The sequence below is a fragment of the Alteromonas macleodii genome (assembly GCF_903772925.1).
Lineage (GTDB): Bacteria > Pseudomonadota > Gammaproteobacteria > Enterobacterales > Alteromonadaceae > Alteromonas > Alteromonas macleodii_A.
In genome coordinates, this window is record NZ_LR812090.1 from 3,949,186 (window position 1) to 3,969,431 (window position 20,246).

At 44.9% G+C, this 20,246-nt stretch carries 20 protein-coding genes; 2 read left to right on the forward strand and 18 right to left on the reverse strand.

Annotated elements, in window-relative coordinates; translation table 11 throughout:
- Window positions 1–92 precede the first annotated feature (92 nt).
- From PCAR9_RS16920 to rutA, 7 genes are all read right to left on the reverse strand, one after another.
- A complete protein-coding gene (locus tag PCAR9_RS16920) occupies window positions 93–1,583 on the reverse strand; it encodes a CoA-acylating methylmalonate-semialdehyde dehydrogenase (protein ID WP_179984627.1) in 1,491 nt (496 codons plus the stop codon).
- 19 nt (window positions 1,584–1,602) lie between these two features.
- Window positions 1,603–2,133: a flavin reductase gene (locus PCAR9_RS16925; RefSeq protein ID WP_179984628.1), complete on the reverse strand. Its 531-nt coding sequence runs from the start codon at window positions 2,131–2,133 to the stop codon at window positions 1,603–1,605.
- A 22-nt stretch (window positions 2,134–2,155) separates the two neighbouring features.
- Window positions 2,156–2,776 (reverse strand): malonic semialdehyde reductase, encoded by a 621-nt coding sequence (locus PCAR9_RS16930; protein WP_179984629.1) that lies wholly within the window; start codon window positions 2,774–2,776, stop codon window positions 2,156–2,158.
- 69 nt (window positions 2,777–2,845) lie between these two features.
- Window positions 2,846–3,694, reverse strand: coding sequence for a pyrimidine utilization protein D (gene rutD, locus PCAR9_RS16935; protein WP_179984630.1), 849 nt, complete (start codon window positions 3,692–3,694; stop codon window positions 2,846–2,848).
- A 58-nt stretch (window positions 3,695–3,752) separates the two neighbouring features.
- Window positions 3,753–4,136 (reverse strand): pyrimidine utilization protein C, encoded by a 384-nt coding sequence (rutC, locus tag PCAR9_RS16940; protein WP_179984631.1) that lies wholly within the window; start codon window positions 4,134–4,136, stop codon window positions 3,753–3,755.
- Window positions 4,137–4,337: 201 nt separating this feature from the next.
- On the reverse strand, window positions 4,338–5,069 hold the full coding sequence (rutB, locus tag PCAR9_RS16945; RefSeq protein ID WP_232091241.1) for a pyrimidine utilization protein B: 732 nt from the start codon (window positions 5,067–5,069) through the stop codon (window positions 4,338–4,340).
- Window positions 5,069–6,157 (reverse strand): pyrimidine utilization protein A, encoded by a 1,089-nt coding sequence (gene rutA / locus PCAR9_RS16950; RefSeq protein ID WP_136783790.1) that lies wholly within the window; start codon window positions 6,155–6,157, stop codon window positions 5,069–5,071. The genes rutB and rutA overlap by 1 nt, the downstream gene beginning before the upstream one ends.
- A gap of 317 nt (window positions 6,158–6,474) precedes the next feature.
- On the opposite strand from rutA, the gene rutR reads away from it, so the two are divergent.
- Both rutR and PCAR9_RS16960 read left to right on the forward strand, forming a co-directional pair.
- Window positions 6,475–7,146: an HTH-type transcriptional regulator RutR gene (gene rutR / locus PCAR9_RS16955; protein WP_179984632.1), complete on the forward strand. Its 672-nt coding sequence runs from the start codon at window positions 6,475–6,477 to the stop codon at window positions 7,144–7,146.
- Window positions 7,147–7,231: 85 nt separating this feature from the next.
- Window positions 7,232–7,450: a VF530 family protein gene (locus PCAR9_RS16960; protein ID WP_179984633.1), complete on the forward strand. Its 219-nt coding sequence runs from the start codon at window positions 7,232–7,234 to the stop codon at window positions 7,448–7,450.
- Window positions 7,451–7,489: 39 nt separating this feature from the next.
- Here the strand turns inward: PCAR9_RS16960 and PCAR9_RS16965 are convergent, their stop codons facing one another.
- The 11 genes from PCAR9_RS16965 to PCAR9_RS17015 all read right to left on the reverse strand — a co-directional run bounded on the left by PCAR9_RS16965 (window position 7,490) and on the right by PCAR9_RS17015 (window position 20,243).
- On the reverse strand, window positions 7,490–8,380 hold the full coding sequence (locus tag PCAR9_RS16965) for an MBL fold metallo-hydrolase (protein WP_179984634.1): 891 nt from the start codon (window positions 8,378–8,380) through the stop codon (window positions 7,490–7,492).
- Window positions 8,381–8,443: 63 nt separating this feature from the next.
- On the reverse strand, window positions 8,444–8,692 hold the full coding sequence (locus PCAR9_RS16970; RefSeq protein WP_179984635.1) for a DUF1653 domain-containing protein: 249 nt from the start codon (window positions 8,690–8,692) through the stop codon (window positions 8,444–8,446).
- A gap of 430 nt (window positions 8,693–9,122) precedes the next feature.
- Entirely contained in the window at window positions 9,123–10,196 is a 1,074-nt protein-coding gene (dinB, locus tag PCAR9_RS16975; protein ID WP_179984636.1) for a DNA polymerase IV, read from the reverse strand.
- A gap of 277 nt (window positions 10,197–10,473) precedes the next feature.
- Complete coding sequence (locus PCAR9_RS16980) at window positions 10,474–14,064, reverse strand: FG-GAP repeat domain-containing protein (protein WP_179984637.1); 3,591 nt, start codon at window positions 14,062–14,064, stop codon at window positions 10,474–10,476.
- A 314-nt stretch (window positions 14,065–14,378) separates the two neighbouring features.
- Window positions 14,379–14,612 (reverse strand): (Na+)-NQR maturation NqrM, encoded by a 234-nt coding sequence (nqrM, locus tag PCAR9_RS16985; RefSeq protein ID WP_014950791.1) that lies wholly within the window; start codon window positions 14,610–14,612, stop codon window positions 14,379–14,381.
- 9 nt (window positions 14,613–14,621) lie between these two features.
- On the reverse strand, window positions 14,622–15,647 hold the full coding sequence (locus PCAR9_RS16990) for an FAD:protein FMN transferase (RefSeq protein WP_179984638.1): 1,026 nt from the start codon (window positions 15,645–15,647) through the stop codon (window positions 14,622–14,624).
- 131 nt (window positions 15,648–15,778) lie between these two features.
- Entirely contained in the window at window positions 15,779–17,011 is a 1,233-nt protein-coding gene (nqrF, locus tag PCAR9_RS16995) for an NADH:ubiquinone reductase (Na(+)-transporting) subunit F (RefSeq protein ID WP_179984639.1), read from the reverse strand.
- Window positions 17,012–17,031: 20 nt separating this feature from the next.
- Window positions 17,032–17,640 (reverse strand): NADH:ubiquinone reductase (Na(+)-transporting) subunit E, encoded by a 609-nt coding sequence (gene nqrE / locus PCAR9_RS17000; RefSeq protein WP_179984640.1) that lies wholly within the window; start codon window positions 17,638–17,640, stop codon window positions 17,032–17,034.
- Window positions 17,641–17,643: 3 nt separating this feature from the next.
- Window positions 17,644–18,276 carry an NADH:ubiquinone reductase (Na(+)-transporting) subunit D gene (locus PCAR9_RS17005; RefSeq protein WP_015068139.1) on the reverse strand — a complete coding sequence of 211 codons (633 nt, stop codon included), beginning with the start codon at window positions 18,274–18,276 and terminating at the stop codon, window positions 17,644–17,646.
- 10 nt (window positions 18,277–18,286) lie between these two features.
- Window positions 18,287–19,051 carry a Na(+)-translocating NADH-quinone reductase subunit C gene (locus PCAR9_RS17010; RefSeq protein WP_118492034.1) on the reverse strand — a complete coding sequence of 255 codons (765 nt, stop codon included), beginning with the start codon at window positions 19,049–19,051 and terminating at the stop codon, window positions 18,287–18,289.
- Window positions 19,041–20,243 (reverse strand): NADH:ubiquinone reductase (Na(+)-transporting) subunit B, encoded by a 1,203-nt coding sequence (locus tag PCAR9_RS17015; protein ID WP_015068141.1) that lies wholly within the window; start codon window positions 20,241–20,243, stop codon window positions 19,041–19,043. Before PCAR9_RS17015 ends, PCAR9_RS17010 begins: the two co-directional genes overlap by 11 nt.
- Between the last annotated feature and the right edge of the window lie 3 nt (window positions 20,244–20,246).

Sequence of the window (20,246 nt, forward strand, 5' to 3'; positions counted from 1 at the left end):
TAGCTTTTACTACCTACCGCCAGTGAGTATTTGCCGTTTTAGCTAAAGGCATTAATGCACTGGCAGCAAGTAGGTGTTTATTAACTTGTTAGTTAACTAGGAAATGAAAAGCTGACTCCTTCTCTAACACCACTTGAGGGCCAACGTTGGGTAATAGTTTTGCGCTTAGTATAAAAACGCACGCCGTCAGGTCCGTATGCGTGAAGGTCGCCAAAGAGTGAGCGCTTCCAACCACCAAAACTGTGATAAGAAACGGGCACAGGCAAGGGTACGTTTATGCCTACCATGCCCACCTGAATATTGTCGGAGAAATAACGGGCAGCTTCACCGTCGCGGGTAAAAATGCAAGTGCCGTTGCCGTACTCATGCTCGTCAATAAGCTGCATGGCTTGCTCCATACTTTCAACGCGCATTACCTGTAATACTGGGCCAAAAATTTCGGCCTTATAACTTGTCATTTCAGGCGTGACTTTATCGATGAGCGTGGCACCTAAGAAAAAGCCAGTTTCATACCCCTCGACTGTGGGGCTTCGCCCGTCAACGACTACATTAGCGCCCTGCTCAGCTGCACTTGTTATGAACCCTTCTACTTTCTCTTTATGCTGCTGTGTAATAAGCGGGCCAAAGTCATTAGACGCATCGTCAAATGCCCCTACTTTCAAATCTTTCATCGCCGACTGCATCTTATCTACAATCTCATCGGCTATCTTGTCGCCCACGGCAACCACCACAGATAACGCCATGCAGCGCTCGCCCGATGAACCAAAGGCTGCGCCTAACAGTTGATTAACCGCGTTATCAACGTCGGCGTCAGGCATAACAATGGCGTGATTTTTAGCCCCGCCTAGTGCTTGACAGCGCTTGCCACTAGCATTGGCTTTTGAATAAATGTATTCGGCAATAGGCGTAGAACCTACAAAACTTACTGCTTTAATGCGCTCGTCATCGAGTATCTGATCAACCGCTTCTTTATCACCATTGATCACATTGAAAACACCGTCGGGTAGGCCTGCTTCTTTGAGTAGCTTTGCTAAGAAAATAGCGCAGCTTGGATCTCGTTCTGATGGTTTTAAAACAAAAGTGTTGCCACATACTATGGCGAGCGGAAACATCCAAAGCGGCACCATAGCCGGAAAGTTAAATGGGGTAATCCCTGCCACCACACCAAGGGGCTGAAACTCGCTCCATGAATCTATACTTGGACCCACATTTTTACTGTGTTCACCTTTAAGCAACTGCGGCGCGCCACAGGCAAATTCTACGTTCTCGATACCTCGCTGTAGTTCGCCCGCCGCGTCGTGGCTTATTTTTCCGTGCTCCGCGCCAATTAGCGCGATAATTTCATCCGCGTGCTCTTCAAGTAAGCTTTTGAACTTGAACATAACGCGAGCCCGCTTGCTTACTGGCGTGTTTCGCCATTGCGGAAAAGCTTGCTGTGCGTTAACAATGGCTTCGTTTACGGTAGCTTTCGATGCCAGCAAAACCAGCTTCTCTGCTTCCCCCGTTGCTGGGTTATAAACATCTTGCATACGCCCTTTTGGGGTACAGGTTTCACCGTTTATAAAGTGGCCTACTACTTTCATTGGGTATCTAATCCTTCAGTTATGCGTCTTTGCACGCGCTGTGATATCCGCGCTGATAATATAAAAGTGCGTCGGCGTCTTGGTCTTGTTTAATGTCTACTACTTGGCAAAAAAGCACATCGTGTGTAGCAACACTTTTTACATCTGTGATAACGCAATCAAAACTGACGGCGGCATCGAGTAGTTGAGGGCAGTCAGTTGCTGACTCGCCCCATTCGCCAATTTCGAAGCGTTCACTCATCGGCGCTTTACCACCAAAAGTGTTTGAAATTGACTGATGCTGTGAAGTTAGTGTGTTAATAACCAGATGCGTGCTGTTTTTGAATACCTGGTGGACAGAAGCACTGCGGTTTAAACACACCAGTAAGGTTGCTGGGCTGTCGCTTACGCTGCACACCGCAGTTGCTGTAAAGCCAGCGCGCCCTTCTGGGCCAGTTGTTGTAACGACGTTTACCGCTGCCGCTAAGCTAGACATTCCCTGACGGTATTGCTCAGGCGTAACCGGGAGAAGCACTTCTGTTACTGCGTTTTTTATTGCTGTAATAGTCATACAAATATCCTTTGTGTTGGCGTTACAATATTTGACAAGCTTGCTCGAAGCTTAAGCGAGGCAAACGTTTGTGCACTTTCTTTCCATCGCCATAGCCAATGTTAAGTAAGAAGTTCACCTTCCACGTGCTATCGGAAAAGAATGTTTCGTTGAGTAATTTGGGGTTAAAGCCAGACATGGCACCGGCATCAAGACCTAGTGCACGCGCAGCGCTAATTAAATAAGCCCCCTGCATGGAACTGTTTCGCATCGCGGTTTCATAGGCGGCTTCAGGGCTTGAAGTAAACCAGCTTTTCGCATCCGCATAAGGAAATAGCGTAGGTAATTCTTCATAGAATTCTTCGTCGTAAGCCACGATAACCGTACAAGGTGCGGTCATGGTTTGCTCTACGTTACCGCTTGAAAGACAAGGCTTGAGTTTTTCTTGCCCTTCATCTGAGGTAATAAAAACAAATCTCGCAGGGCTGCAATTTGCTGACGTCGAGCCTACTTTCACCAAGTCATAAAGCTGCTTTAGTACCGCTTCATCTATCTTTTTATCGAGCCATGTAGTGTGCGTATGAGCACCGCTAAATAACTGGGCTAGACCACTTTCGCTAATGGGGCCTTTTGTTTCATATTCAGTTTTCTCTGATACCGTCATTTCAAGTTCTTTCCAGTTTTTAAAGATTATTGAGTACTGTTTTAGCCATCTAGGTATTGGGCTAGGCGTTTAAGCTATACGCGCTAAGTATTCCAATACCAATTTATTAAAGTCCTCAGGCACCGTAATACTCGATGCATGACCGCCATATTCCATTACCGATAGCTCTGCGGTAGGCATGGCATCAACTAATAGTTTTGAGCGCTGCCATGGAACCAAGGTGTCGTCTTTATTTGCCAGCGCTAATGTTGGTGTAGTGATATTTGCTAGCTTGTCATCGATATCGAACGCGCTTAGAGCGCCGATACGAGCTAGCAAGTTATCTACATCGGGAAAATGGTTGAGTAAATGTGCCTCTTCATTGTCTAAGTGCTGTGCATTAGCCGCTATCCAATCTGGTGGAAATAGCAGCAGCGCTTGCAGCTGTAGGTACATGTCTTTTCTATCCGCAGCGAGTAAGGCTTTACGTATATCAAAGCAGCGCAGGGTGTGCGGATTAGGGCTACTCCATGCATTGACTAGCACTAGGCTTTGCAGTAGGTGGGGCTGAGTTAAACCGAGTTCTAAGCCCACCAAGCCGCCTAATGCATGACCAACAAAATGGCATTGCTGTACTTCCAGTTTTTTCAGCAGTGCAGCCAGTTCATTGGCCATATCAGAAATACTGTAGTTCGCTGGCAAGTCACCCACACTTTTGTTGGTTCCGAGTTGGTCGTAAGTGATCACTCGGTAGCTTTTGGTAAAGTCAGCCAGTTGAGGCTGCCAAAACTTAGCAGCCCCGCCTAGCCCTGAACTAAACACAACCGTTGGCGCGTCGGGCGACATAAGACCGTGTATTTCGTAATGTGTTTTACCGCACATTTCGCTGTGCATTTCGACGCTCGTGTGGGCGTAGCTTGCCTGCGTATCAGAAGGCATATAGCTCACCTACATAAAACCAATGAGCACAATTAATGGGAAGTCCTAACATAGCTGCTTACCCAATGTGTGCTGTAGAGGCAATTTCAATTAAGGCTTCAGGCTTTACCAACCCAACTTTAATGCAGTAGCGAGCAGGCTTTTCACCTGGGAAGTATTCGGCGTACACCTTGTTTACCGCGGCGTAGTCGTCCCAATTGGTAATAAAAATTGAGTTGAAAGTGACGTCATCCATAGTGCCGCCCGCCTCTTCAATAACGCTTTTGATGGTTTCTAAAACGTGTCGAGTTTGTGCTTCAGCGTCACCTACATGCACCACATCATTATTTTCATCAAACGGCAAAGTGCCTGACACATATAAAATATTGTCAGCCATAGAGCCCGGAACAAAAGGGGCTATTGGCGTTGAAGTACCCGCTGGAATAATGGCTTTCTTTGGCATAATTACATTCCTCATTCTTTGTGCTATTCAGACAGTGCTTTTAGTACTGCTTTAGCTAATTTTTTATAAAGGCAGCGCTACTTGTTGCCCTTTATTTTTTCGATTATCGGATTCTCGCTTTTAAGCTTTCTTTCCCACTTTTTAATAGCTGCTATGGGTTTACGCTTTACGTGCTGCGAGCTCACGACTTGGCTTTTAAAATTAAGAAGGTTTAAACACCTCACAAAATTGCGCCGTGGTAGACACCCACCCGAAAAACGTTTGAATATTAAAAAGAGACGCTTCATGAATATCTGGCGGGCCAGCTTGATAGGCAGCGTCAGCAAGCACCACACCAAAATATTCCAGATGAAAGCCATCGCGCAGCGTCGACTCCACACACACGTTAGTGGCAATGCCTGTAAACACTAAGTTGCGAATACCACGAGCCCGCAGCATGCTGTCTAAATTGGTGTTATAAAAACCGCTATAACGGGTTTTAGGGATAACGATATCGTCGGCTTGAGGCTTTAATGGGTCTACGAGTGCATAGTCCCAAGAGCCTTTGGCAAGCAAACTGCCCTTAAGCTCAGGCTGTTTGCGCATAGTTTTAAGGGCGTTAGACTTATACCAGTTAGGTGAGCCAGGGCCGCCGGCTTCTTTATAATCCGCGTCCCACCCATTTTGTAAGAACACCACCGGCATGCCTGCGGCGCGAGCGGTATCAAGCACCTTAACGGTATTTTCAATAACCGGCGCAGTAGTAGAGACATCAAACCCCGCTTTGTCTAAATAACCGTTTTTACTAGCATAAGCGTTCTGCAAATCCACAACTATCACGGCGGTTTCAGCTGGGTTTAGGGTTAAGGGCTCTGGTTTGGCAGGCAGCACTGGCTGCCCTGTTTGGCGTGCTTGAAAGCACCCTGACACTTCAAATACTTCACCGGCAGACATTAGGCTGCTCCCGATGTTTCAAGTAGATGCTGACGGGACTTCATTAACGGCTGAATTTTAGTCCCGAAGTCATCCATACCTTTAAGGAAATCATCAAAAGTTAGCAATACACCTTCGCAGCCTGGAACCGTCGCGATTTCATCTAGCATAGAAGCGACTGATTCATAAGAGCCAACAAGGGTACCCATATTCAGGTTTACCGCTGAGGTTGGGTTGGTCATATCGCGAATGTTGGTGTCTTTGCCTGACTTTTTGTCAGCCGCGCCCTGCGTTGCCATCCAATCTAACGCTGACTGATCTTTACCCTCTTTATAGCTTTCCCATTTAGCCATAGCTGCTTCGTCGGTTTCATCAGCAATGACCATGATAAGCACCGCGGAGCCTACGCTACGACCGTGCTTTTCAGCGGCTTCGGTCAAGCGCGCAGCGGTAGGCGCAAATGCGGTAGGTGTATTCACACCTTTACCAAAACAGAAGTTGTAGTCGGCGTGACGGGCCGAGAAATCCATGCCCGCGGCACTTTGGCCAGCACAAATAAGCGGTATTTTACGCTGTGGTTTAGGTAGCATGCGGCAGTCATCCATTTGGAAATGCTCGCCTTTAAAATCACTTTTCCCTGTTTCCCACAGCTCTTTCACAACTTTGATGTATTCATCTAAATATTCGTAGCGGTTACCGAAAAACTCATCGCCCGGCCACATGCCCATTTGAGAATATTCAGGGCGTTGCCAGCCAGTCACCAGGTTGACCCCAAAACGACCGTTAGAAATAGAATCGATAGTAGTCGCCATGCGCGCCATGATCGCAGGCGGTAAGACTAACGTGGCAGCCGTAGCATACAGCTGTATTTTTGAGGTAACGGCCGCAAGACCAGCCATCAACGTAAACGACTCTAAGTTGTAGTCCCAAAATTCTGTTTCACCGCCAAAACCACGCAACTTGATCATAGAAAGTGCGAAGTCCATATCGTACTTTTCTGCCTTCATTACAATCTCTTTGTTGAGATCGAACGATGGTTTGAACTGAGGCGAATTTTTAGAAATTAACCAGCCGTTGTTACCAATCGGAATAAATACACCTATATCCATGTTGTTCCCTCTGCTTGTCTGCGTTTTAAGCGGTTTAAGCGGTTTACCCCGCTTTTTTTAAGGTTGCCGAATTCAAAACATTGAAGTGGCGGTATACATAGTAAACAGCATAAAGCAGGCCAATTTATTTATTTATTAATTTTCAATAACTTAAATAATACATAACTTGGAATTAGACCCCCTGGTTCAATTTGGAACATCCAGTCCAGTGCAACTGAACTTAATTGGTGCATATTTGTGCAAATGGGTTTATAGGTTAGAAAACTGCGCGTAAACTATGCGCCAATTGCAGAAATCCGGTTAAGAAGAATTGTGTAGTGAGTAAATCTGAAGACCAACTAAGTACAAAAACAGCAAGAGCTTTTAGCCCTACTACCCAGAAACGAAGAGAAAAGGCGCTGTTAGAAAAGCGCACCCGCATTATGGATGCTGCCCTTTCTCTGTTTTCAAAAAACGGCGTAAGTGGCACAACGGTAGAACAAGTATCGGAATTAGCGAATGTCTCAAAAAGTAACTTACTTTATTACTTTAAAAGTAAAGACGGCCTTTATTTGTCAGTTATCACTCACCTATTAGATGTGTGGCTAACGCCACTGCAAAGCTTTTCAGCAGAACAAGCGCCCATAGAAACCCTAAGCGACTACATTAAAGTAAAACTTGAAATGTCGAGAGACAACCCCGCTGAATCTAAGCTTTTTTGTATGGAAGTGGTACAAGGTGCACCGCTTTTAATAAAGGAATTAGAAACGCCGCTTAAAACATTGCTAGACGTAAAAAGCGCCGTCATTAATGAGTGGATTGAGGCGGGAAAGCTTAAATCTGTCGACCCCATACACCTAATTTTTAGCATTTGGGCCATTACGCAGCACTACGCCGATTTCAGCGTTCAGATTAAAGCGGTCACCGGCAAAGATTTGAGCGATCCCGACTTCTTCGATAGCACGCTTAGTAACATTCAGCACATTATTTTAGATGGGCTAAAGCCTTAAAGACGAATGGGGTCAGAGTAATGACTCTGACCCCATTGTTTGTGATAAACTAAAACATAGAGTACATGCAAATTAGCGGAACATTATGGACCAACAACCGAACAATCCCCTACACGGCTTAACGCTTGAAAAAATTGTGACACAGCTTCACGAGCGCTACGGCTGGGACGGGTTGTATTACCGCATAAGAGTGAACTGCTTTAACAACGACCCTTCGATTAAATCGTCTCTTAAGTTTCTTAGAAAGACCCAGTGGGCGCGAGACAAAGTAGAACAGCTCTATATTCAAACGTTTAGTAATTAGAATAGTGTAGCGTTTTACACTGACCCCATTATTTGTGGCCTAAGCATCGGTGTAAAGCGTAGCTATCCACTTCTCTTCAGTAATAAAGTTCCAACCCCAGTCAGCCCATTTTTCATCTAAGCCCATCGCTTTAACTTCATCAAGGGTTTTTCCGTCTTGCTTAAGTGCCTTAACGTAGTCGAAAGTTTCGCTGATCATGGCTAAAAACGCGGTGTATTCTTGCTTGTTACTAATATCGCCGTGACCGGGAATAATAATGGTCTGGTCATTTATTTTTGCCAGCAACTGCTCTACCGATTCCATGTAGCCTTCCACATTGCCACCTGCACCTTGGTCAATGTAGGGAAAACGGCCATTGAAGAATAAGTCGCCCGTGTGCATGACGTTTGGTTGCTCAAACCACACTACGCTATCGCCGTCGGTGTGGCCTACTGCTAAGTGCATTACATGTAGGGTTTCACCATTGAAGTAAATTTTAATCCCATCTTCATAGGTAATGGTTGGCAGGGCTTCCGGTTTTATCTTCTCATCATTGGCTAGCCGAACGCGCACATTTTCATGGGCGAGAATGGTGGCACCTTTGTGAGTGTGGAAAAATGCATTAGAGCCTGTGTGATCGCCGTGATAATGCGTGTTTATCACATATTTAGGCTTATCACTGCCTAGCTCACCAAGCTGTGCCGCTATTTTTTCAGCCAGTGGCGCAAATTGGTCGTCGATGATAAGAACACCGTCTTCCCCAGCTGATACACCAATATTTCCACCTGCACCTGTAAGCATGTGCACAGAGCCTTTTATCGCTGTGGCTTTAACTTCGACATCGGCGAACCTGTCTTGTGCATTTGCCGGGTGAATCGCTGAATAAATTAAAGGGCTTGCAGCTAAGAACGCAGCCATAATATGGGCGCTAGAACGAGGTGCAGTTTTCATTATTATTTCCTTGTAAGAAGCCTGTTTAAATAAGACCTTTTACACTATGACCTAATTTCACAATTAGATCATTTTTTCGTCATTAGGGATATCACCCACATAAGCGAAACGAGGAAGGGTTTCTCCATCTTTTTCAACTGACTCTAAAAACATATCCAGAGGGCGAACCCATAACGCTTTTTCACCATAGCACGGCCGATAAACCACTAATTTGCTTTCGTCTTCTGAATGGGTCGCCACTTCGTATACATCGTATAAATTGCCTTTGTAATGCTTGTAACGACCGGGGGTTTTAAGGTTTGTATCTATCATGATGCCTCAAAGTTCATTACTGTTAGTCTTCATATACCCAGTATACTTCGTGTTGACCGTGTAATGTAGACTGCGAATGTTGGCGACTTACTTCAGCTCTTTAGAATGCCTAGCTGATTTCAGAGCATACTTCAAAGGCAGTAGCCCACCACCGACCAACACAATTATTCTCAAAGCCTTATTTTCTACAAATAATTGAGGGTTGAAGAAGCAAGCGATCACTACAGCACTTGCTAAAATAGTAAAGGCAATATCGCCCCAAAAAAGAAATTTTTCTAATCTGCATTTTCCGTCCCTGTTTCTCGCTGTAACCTTTGTACTCTAAAAAAACATGTTAGAACACTAAAATCTGAAACTTGCCTAACCAATACACTCTAGAATACATAGGGCGCTTACAGTGCACGATTTACATTATAAAAAGTACTGGCGATTAGTAGCCTTCAAAAGGCAAAACCAGCTGTTGTGTTGATTGGTCGGCAGCGAGGCCTATATGCACGCCAACAAGACGAATGCCACGCCCTGTTGCTCGCTCAAAAGCTTCCTGCATTAATGTACGAAAATAAGCTTCATCTAGCGTGGCGCAACGATGTTCAACCGTAGTTAGCTGAAAGTCATTAAACTTAAGCTTTACGCCTTGTGTACGAATACGCACAGGCTTGCCCGTCCGCTTCTTATGGTTTTCCATGCGCTCCTGAAGCTTTTCAAACAAATGGGGCAGAAAGTCGATACATTGATCGATAGTGTGTATATCTTCGCTTAGCGTGCGCTCTACCCCTATAGACTTGCGCTCTCGCGATACTGACAACTCTCGCTCATCGATGCCATGAGCCCGTTCCCAAAGCACACTACCAAATTTACCCAACTCTTTTTGGATGCGTTCGAAAGGATACTTACGAACGTCATTGCAGGTATTAAGCCCCATGCGCTGCAGCTTTTGCATGGTAACTTTGCCCACGCCTGGAATTTTCTTTAGCGGCATTTCGCGTACAAACTCATCAAGTTTGTCGGGCGTGATCACACAGATACCGTCAGGCTTGTTTTCATCGCTGGCTACTTTTGCCACGAATTTGCAAGGCGCGACCCCTGCTGAAGCGGTAAGACCTAACTCGCTTTCAATACGAGCGCGTATTTCTTCAGCAATTAACGTGGCACTGCCCCCACAAAACTCACTATTGGTCACGTCCAAATAGGCTTCATCTAATGATAGGGGCTCAATAAGGTCAGTGTAGTCAGCAAAAATCTTACGTATTTTTTGCGACTCGGCAGCGTATACATCCATACGCCCCTTAACCAGGGTTAAATTCGGACACAGCTTTAGGGCATACGCAGTAGCCATAGCTGAGCGCACACCGAATTTTCGAGCGGGATAATTACAGGTAGAGATAACACCGCGGCGGTCGGCACTTCCACCAATAGCGATGGGAATATTGCGCAAAGCTGGGTTGTCGCGCATTTCAACTGCGGCGTAAAAACAATCCATGTCGACGTGGATAATTTTTCGCATTACCTGCCTTTGCTCTTAACGTGCTCACACGAAACTGTACAAAAAGACAGTATATTATCAATAGCGTTTAATTACACTACCTCGTTTGGATTATTAACGAGATTGATTGGACCCCGCTCTTTTTCGTAAACGGTTTAAGTTAAAACGAGTGTTTTTTACAGAACGTTGCCAGAATTAAAGTACTAAACAAAAAAGCGGCGACACACCAACATTGATGTGTCGCCGCTCAATTATGTAAACGCCAAAACAAGTATCCGAATTGTTCCAGCAGTTTTACTTAATTCGCTCGGCCTAACCAGTACATTACCCGAGATGTTGCCATCATCACTTCTAGGCTTCCCTCAGCAGATTTTCTCGCGTGTAGAGAGTGGCTGCGGGCCGGCCCAATCAACGCTGGACTTTTCCAAATACTGATGCCTTCAACCGTCATTTCGCTGAGTTCAGAAGCACTGTAGTAACTCCAATCATCGTCATGCGCCGTTGTCACAAGAAGTGTTTGTTCAGTAGCGGTTACTGGATTAGCTACCATGTCTACAATAACCTTACTCACCGAAACGTCTGATGTCTTAGTCAAACTAGTGTCAGCTACATCAAATATAACCAGTGATTGGTTCTGATTGTTATAACAGGCCAGTTCAGCGGCAGCGTCACTATCAGCGTTAATAAAGGCAAGGCGCGCGCAAGAAATATCGGCGCTTGCCTGAATAGAGAAACCTGATGTTGTTGGCTTGAGTAATTGCGTTATGTCGTCGCCTTGAGAAAGCGCCACATACACATTGCCATTCATCGCGACAATATCAAAATCACGGAAATATTGAGGCATGGTGTAAGTGGCCAACATAACTTGATTGTTCACGTCGACCGCTTTCAATGTGCGACCATCAACATACACTGCATCATCGAAACCATCGTTATTAAAGTCGAATGCCTTGATAACTGAAACGTTGTTCGAATAATCGCCTGTAATCTCGTATTGGATAGAGAAATCATTTAATCGCATTGCGGCGAAGGCGCCATCATAGGTTTCTGCACTAGGTAGGAATAAATCACCAGCACCGTCATTGTTGTAATCGGTAGTTACAGCAATACTAGAGTTATCCCAGTTAGATGAAATCTCTTCACTAGTAATGTAATTCCCTGAGTTCTCCATTAGTAAGACCTTGGAGCCGTCATAACCGCTCCCCGTACTCGGCACAAAGAAAACAGCACGTTCGTCACCAGGATACAAATCTGCCCACCCAGCCGCGTTAAAGCTGTCTAGTTGATGTGTGGTTGCCGTCGTTTTTATTGTTGCAGAAGTGGCTGTGACATCTGCCGTTACGAGTAAATCTTCACCAGAAGAAGTAGTGCCAGTGCCCCATAACAGTTCGTTAAGGCCATCATTGTCGGCATCGCCAAGGGTCAGCGAGGTTGAACCGTGATCAACCATATCAACGCTAAATACTGAAGTGAGCGTATTATTAGACAGCTTCATGGCGTGGACGTTGCCCCATTGGCAGTCCCCTACAAGCAATACAGGGTTACTATCGTCAGTCAGTTTTCCTGCGCTAATGTCGCAAGTATTAAAATTCTCAACACTCGTAATTTGAGACTTGTCTTGTGCTGAGTATACATAGATGTAAGACCAACTGTCAGCGCCTACAATTTCATCAATACCGTCGCCATTTATATCGGCAACGGCAATGTGATGACTACCAAATCCTGAGTTCAAAAACCACTGGTTTTCACCAGTATCAAGGTCATAAACCAAACCAGAATTGGTAACCAGTTCTAACTGAGCGTCGGAATCTACATTACCCAGAGCAATTTCATAGGTATTTTCAGCGGTAAACGTAAATAAAGGTGATTCTGGCGAATTAAGATCTACCACCACAATATTATTGGCATCGCCGTAATCACGTGATGAATATAGGTAGGCCAATTCATCGTCACCATCATTGTCTATGTCTCCTAGAACAGCACTATGTATGAAATTGTCGGTAGTAAAAAGCGTTGTGGCCGCTTCGTCAATATCGGTAACGATAGATACGCCGTGTTCAGATATCACTAAAATATCGGGGTAATCGTCGTTATCAAAATCGGTACTGAGAACTTGTTTTACTGTTTCACCGTGCTCGATTTTGTAGGGGTACATCCAAGTTTGGTTGTAGCTGCCGTTTTGATAAGACAGTAAAAACACGCGATTTGCAGAATCAGTAGAGAGAACTTCATTGTCGCCGTCGTGGTCGAAATCACCCACTACCATTGAATTGTTCATCTTAGGCACTTCAATACCCGAGCGAGCTAACTCTTGAACGTCATTATTGGTCACTGAGACATCAGTTTTGACTACTTCAGCACCTTCTTCGCCAGTTGAAAAACCAAATTCATAAAGTTGGGTTTTAAACAACTGATTACTCGGCGCTTGCCATGAAATCAATCCATCTTCGTTAATGGTAGCGCCTGCAGGCGCTGACACTAAGGTAGGAGCACCTTGATTGTCGCCAAGATCAGGGTCAGACACAATTGCTCTGAATTCGATATATTCTCCCGGAGACACTGACTCTGGTAAATTCTCAAAAGCTACTTGTGCTGGTGCATCCGACAAGGTAATTGAAGTGCGACCTGACTCTACAGTGTTAGCGCTATCTGAGACGACCATAGACACTTCTACTACATCGTTAAATACAGCGCGGTAGGCTGGAAAGGTATCTCCAGTAACGTCTTCTACTAAAACACCGTTGAGATACCAGCGATAACTAAAGGATAAATCTTCGTAATCTGTATCGCTATCATTATAATAGCCAGGGCTGACAGTAATGGGTGTCGTCGTGTCTACTGAGTCCCAGGTATAAAATTCAGGTGCATAGACAGTGGGTGGGATAGACATGTCAGCAATAGCGACAAGTGATCTGTCTGCAAGGTTACCACCAATTAAATCATAGGCATCAACTATAAATGTACCTACATCGTAGTTACCGTCGTTATCAGTATCTTCTAAATAACGAATAATGCCTTCTTCAAAAAGTAAGGTTGCAGTTTTATCACCCGCTACCACTACTTCACCCATATACATGTACGGCGATAAATACTCTGGGCCCTCTGCTTCAATCGCTAATTTACCTTTAGAGCCTACATAGAAATCTAATTCAGCATGGTTAACGCTTTCACCGGGTGAATCAGATATGTTGTAATTCCCCACCAATTTATATTGCTCTGCGCCAATAGTGAACGCGACATGTTGGTTGGTATCTACGTAGAAGTGATAGTTACCGTTAGTTTCGTTGTAGCCTTCATCGATTGAGACAACGCCTGACAAAGTATAAGGTATACCTTCGATATTCCATGTCAGACTGTCGAAATACATACTGTATTTCGCAGCGCTATCTGACACACTTTCAATGGCAATAGCCGTCGACCCAGAAATAGCAACGCCATTGCTATGCAACCAACAGTTTTGGTAATTCATGGCGATGGTACCTGTTAAGGTATCGGATACTTTGCCGTCATAAGCGACACTACCGCCTAGAGCACAGGCATACGTTTTCTTAATCGTTCCGCCGTTTATGTCATTAGAAAAATCCTGTTCTGCCAGTTCTGGTACTGTCATGACGGAATCATTAAATAATAAATTGAAGGCTTGTTGGACCAGCTCTATATCTACTTCCGCATTATCTGTCTCGCCTTGGTATTGTGCATTTGCAATTGCCTTGGCTGCAGTGTTGAGCCGTGATGGGGTGTAGTCTTTCGCGTTTAAGATGATGGATGATGACGAAACCGGAGTGGAGCCTCCGTTATCCGACACATCAGAGTCTGAACCTCCGCCTCCACATGCGGCTAGGGATAATGCGATTATACTGAAGGTCCCGAGGCGTACACTGCGTGTCATAACTCTTCCTTGATGTTTTATTATTGGTATTGGTATTGGTATTTTATGAGACGTAAATTTAACCTAAATACAAATGTGGAGCAACGAAATATAAGTTGAGCGAAACAAAGCTACAAAATATAAACGCCGGTTCATGGCTTGTTTGTAAAGATAACGTTCCCTTTAACTGTTTCGCCCATGAAGCATCCCCGACAAGTTACATTTATTTAGCTGTTCAGACTCAGTGTTGAATGTCCATCTAACAGATACAAAAAAGCGCTGTCGACGAGTATCAAACAGCGCTTTTATAACTTAAGCCAACGAGAGTCTAAGCATTACAAAATTTGGTTTTGCTTCCACTCGTTTAATTTTTTCTGGCGGGCTTCTTCTTTTTCCATACGTGACTTTTTACGATCGCAAGGTTCTGGACAGTCACAGGCCTTTTCAATACCTAGTGCGCCTAAGCCACCGCAGCTTCCAGAAATTGATTTTTTCTGAAAAAGGTAGCCAACGGCCATAGCTAGCACCATTGTTAGAAAGAAACCAAAAGCAAGAATGAATGTAGACATAGCTACCCCCTAATTATGAACTGTCACCAGTTTATCAAATTCTGGCGACGCATACTCTTCAAATCCGTCATCTGTGCGACGAATGAGGAATACAGCGAGTTGTTCTTGCTCAGCAACCGCTATTGCTTGTTCCCATCCCATCACATTAAATGCCGTAGCTAAACCATCTGACGTCATAGATGAGGGGTGAACAACGGTTACCGATACCAAATTATGCGAAATCGGTTTACCGGTAGTCGGGTCGATTAGATGCGAATAACGAACGCCATCTTCTTCGTAATAGTTGCGGTAGTCACCCGATGTAGCAACTGCGTTTTCACCTATTGAGACAACTTTTTGAACTGCACGTTCAGTAGTGACCGGCTTTTCAATAGCAATAAGCCATTCACTTCCGTCGCCTCGCTCGCCTTTTACGCGCATTTCACCGCCTATTTCCACAAGGTAGTTTTCAATACCATGCTTTTCAAGGATTTCAGCCACTTCGTCAACGCCAAAACCTTTAGCAATGGTCGATAGGTCAACGTACAGCATAGGATGGATTTTCTTTAAGCCCGTTGGCGTGGTCGACAGCTTCTTATAGCCCACATATTCACGGATATCGTTGATGTCTGCCTGACTGGGCACTTTCTCAGGGCGCTTTGTGGGGCCAAACCCCCATAGGTTAACCAGCGGACCAACGGTCACATCAAGTACACCGCTACTTAGGTTAGCTAGGCGCAAAGCCTCGTTTACCACGGTTAACGTATCTGGCGACACAGCAAAATTATCGGTGTAACGATATTGATTAAACCTTGATAGTTCTGACGTTGGGTCGTAAGTAGACATCATCTTATTAACGTCAACAAGGCGAGCATCTATTTCAGCCTTTAAGCCTTCTACCGGCGTCTCCGCTACAAGGTATTTAACATTGTAGGTTGTACCCATTGTCTGCCCTTGAAGATGCACTACAGGCGTTTTTTCGTCGCTACAGCTTGCGAGAAGTAGAATACCTACCGCAACAAAGGCGAGGAAAATTCGAATAGCAAATCGAATCACGATGTTGTCCTTAGCTAATATGCACGAAACGAAATTACGTGCATTATGCATGTTGCTTCAACGAAAAAGGGGCTTACGCCCCTTTTAATATGCTTAATAACTTTTAAGCGAGTAGCTCTTAAATTAAACGCTTAGCCACCGAAGTCATCTAGCATGATGTTTTCGTCCTCAACACCTAAATCTTTAAGCATGTTGATAACGGCCGCGTTCATCATAGGTGGTCCACACATGTAGAACTCACAGTCTTCTGGTGCAGGGTGATCTTTCAAATAGTTCTCAAGAAGTACTTGGTGGATAAACCCAGTGTAACCTTCCCAGTTGTCCTCAGGCTGAGGATCTGAAAGTGCTACATGCCACTCAAAGTTATCGTTTTCTGCTGCTAGCTCGTCGAAGTCTTCTGTATAGAACATTTCACGAAGTGAACGTGCACCGTACCAGAAGCTCATCTTACGCTTAGACTTAAGGCGACGAAGCTGATCGAAGATGTGAGAACGCATTGGGGCCATACCTGCACCACCACCTACGAATACCATTTCGTTTTCAGTTTCTTTCGCGAAGAATTCACCGAATGGACCAGAGATAGTCGCTTTGTCACCTTCTTTCAGGCTCCAAATGTACGATGACATTTTACCAGCAGGTAGGCTTAGGTTATTAGGTGGCGGCGTAGCGATACGCACGTTCAACATAATAATGCCTTCTTCTTCTGGGTAGTTCGCCATTGAGTACGCACGAATCGTTTCTTCGTCTACTTTAGACTCGATGTCGAAGAAGCCAAAACGCTCCCAGTCACCGCGGTATTCTTCAGGAATGTCGAACTCTTTGTACTTAACGTGGTGAGCTGGCGCTTCAATCTGAATATAACCACCTGCACGGAAAGGTACGCTTTCACCGTTAGGAATTTTAAGCTTAAGTTCTTTGATGAAAGTTGCTTTGTTATCGTTAGAGATAACTTCACAATCCCATTTCTTAACACCAAATACCGACTCTTCCAGCTCAATTTCCATGTCTTGCTTAATAGCAACCTGACATGAAAGACGGCAGCCTTCGCGTGCTTCACCTTTAGTGATGTGGTCTAGTTCAGTTGGAAGAATTTCACCACCACCTGAGTGTACGTCTACACGACACTGACCACATGAGCCACCGCCACCACACGCAGAAGATACGAAGTATCCCGCATCAGCTAGAGCACCAAGTAGCTTACCACCTGGCTCTGTTTTGATTGCTTTGTCTGGGTCACCGTTGATAGTGATAGTAACATCACCGCTTGGTACCAATTTAGACTTGGCAAACATGATAATAAATACCAGCGCTAGAACGATGGCAATGAACATGCCTACGCCTAGATATATTTCTACATTATTCATTTATATGCTCCCGAGCTTTCTTACAGCTGAATACCAGTGAATGACTGGAAGCCTAGTGCCATTAGACCCGCGATCATAAATACAGAACCTAGACCACGAACACCATCTGGCATATCAGCATACTTAAGCTTTTCACGTACTGCCGCAAGCAACACAATTGCTATTGCCCAGCCAATACCACTTCCTACGCCGTAAACAACACTTTCGCTCAGGTTATATTCACGCTGTACTGCGAACGCTACACCACCGAAGATTGCACAGTTAACGGTAATAAGCGGAAGGAAGATACCTAGTGCGTTATAAAGCGCAGGGAAGAACTTATCTAAGCTCATCTCTAGGATCTGTACCAATGCCGCAATAACACCGATAAAGGTTAGGAAGTTAAGGAAGCTTAAGTCAGCTTCAGGGAAACCTGCCCATGCTAATGCGCCTGGAGCAAGAATGTTTACATAAATAATTTGGTTAACCGGAACCGAGATACCTAGTACCACGATAACAGCAACACCAAGACCCATAGCAGTTTTTACTTTCTTAGATACCGCAAGGAAGGTACACATACCTAAGAAAAGTGATAACGCCATGTTCTCAACGAAAATTGAGCGAACAAATAACGACAAATAATGTTCCATGACTTACTCCTTAGGCTCTACTTGCTCAGGACGGATAGTACGGATAACCCAAATCATACCGCCGATTAAGAAGAATGAGCTGAATGGTAGAATTAACAAACCATTACCTTGGTACCAGCCACCGTTTTGAACCAGTGGAAGGATTTCGAAACCTAAAATAGTACCGAAACCAAATAGCTCTTTAATTGTACCAATAACAATTAGAATGAAAGAGTAACCCAAGCCGTTACCGATACCATCAAGGAAGCTCATCAGAGGTGGGCTCTTCATGGCGTAAGCTTCAGCACGACCCATTACGATACAGTTAGTAATAATTAGACCAACGAATACCGACAGCTGCTTCGATATTTCATACGAATACGCTTTTAGGATTTGGTCAACAACGATTACCAACGACGCAATAATGGTCATCTGGATAATAATTCGAACGCTAGATGGAATCTGGTTACGAATAAGTGAAATAAACAAGTTTGAGAACGCTACAACGCTTGTAAGCGCTAGCGACATTACCAAGGCTGTTTCCAGCTTAGTGGTAATTGCCAGTGCTGAACAGATACCCAATACCTGTAGGGCGATCGGGTTGTTGTCCAGGATTGGCCCAAAGAGGGCCTTTTTCATTTCTTTAGTATCTGCCATGAGACTTCCCTTATGAACGCCATGCTTGGTTCTTCAGGAACTGGCCGAAGCCTTGCTCGCCTACCCAGTAACGAATGGTGTTTTCAACACCGTTACTAGTTAGGGTTGCACCTGAAAGCGCATCGATAGTGTGAGGATTGCTAGGGTTAGCATTTTTCACTACGCGAATAGCAACTTCGCCATTCTCGTAAAGCTCTTTGCCGTCCCATTTGTCCTGCCAAGCAGGGTTTTGCACTTCACCACCTAGTCCTGGCGTTTCTTTTTGCTGATAGTAAATAAGCTCGCGAACCGTTTGGCCGTCTGCATCTATCGCTAAGAATCCGTACATAAGATCCCAAAGACCGCTACCGTGTACAGGTAAGATAATACGAGATACATCACCTGCTTCGTCACGAACTAAGTAAACACTCGCCACGTTAGGGCGACGTTGAAAACCAACATTGCTGTTAGTTACCTTTGTGCTGTACTCAGTTTGCTTAGCAGCTTTATACATATCGTAATCTGGAGCAGGCGCCTCAACAAATGTGCCTTCTTCAAGATTTACGTAACGCTGCTCTACTCGCTCACTGTACGTGCTTTCGATAGCGTTGTTGCTCATGCCCATTTCGTAAAGGCCTGCAGCATTAAGAATGTTGCTCTTTTTATCAAGAGCCGCGTTTGTTTGCTGTAAAGAGCGAAGGCCAACAGCCGCGCCAGAAACAACAATTGAACAAACCAAACATACGGCAACTACTACACCGATAGTTTTGCCTAAAGATTCTTTCTTAGCCGACACGTGCTACCCTCCGCTTGATGTTGCTTTGTGCGACGAAATAGTCGAACAGTGGCGCCCACAAGTTAGCAAATAGAATTGCTAGCATTACACCTTCAGGGAAGGCTGGGTTAAGGACGCGGATTAGTACCGTCATGAAACCAATGAAGATACCGTAAGCCCACTTACCTTGGTTTGTGAACGACGCAGAAACTGGGTCTGTCGCCATAAAGAACATACCAAAAGCAAGACCACCAACAACAAAGTGCCAATGTGCAGGCATTGCAAACATAGGGTTAGTATCGCTGCCAATTAGGTTTAGCAAAGTTGCGAAGAAGGCAACACCTATCGCTACACCAGCAACAATGCGCCAGCTTGCTATACGCATGTACATGATGAACAAGCCACCAAGAATAATAGCAAGAGTAGATACTTCACCCGCAGAGCCCGCGATAGTACCGATAAAGCTATCCATCCACTGAGTCATATCAGCGTAGTCTAGGTTACCCCACGCTGCTTGGCTAAGAGACGTTGCACCCGAATAACCGTCTGCTGCTACCCATACTTGGTCACCTGAGATTTGTGCAGGATACGCAAAGTAAAGGAATGCACGACCAGACAGAGCTGGGTTAAGGAAGTTACGACCTGTACCACCGAATACTTCTTTAGCGATAACAACACCGAAGGTAATACCTAGTGCTACTTGCCATAGAGGGATAGTGGCTGGAAGTGTAAGTGCAAACAGTACTGACGTTACGAAGAAGCCTTCGTTAACTTCGTGCTTACGCACAGAAGCGAAAAGTACTTCCCAGAAACCACCAACAGCAAAAGTTACTGCATAAATAGGTAGCCAGAAACATGCACCGTAGAAAAATAGACCTAAAATGCCAGCATTTGTCAGATCACCACCTAATGCAGTGAAAAGACCCGCCTGCCATGTGTCAGGCAGCGTTCCCGCACCAGCAGCAATAGCTTCTTGCGCTTGGAAACCAATGTTATACATACCAAAGAACATAGCTGGGAATGTTGCCATCCATACCATGATCATGATGCGCTTAAGGTCAATGCTGTCACGCACGTGCGTGTTAGCTTTGTTTACTTTACCTGGCGTATAAAAGATGGTCGCTGCAGCTTCGTAAAGCGCGTACCATTTTTCATGCTTACCACCCGGCTCGAAATCCGGCTCAATTTTTTCTAAATACGCTTTTAAACCCATGAC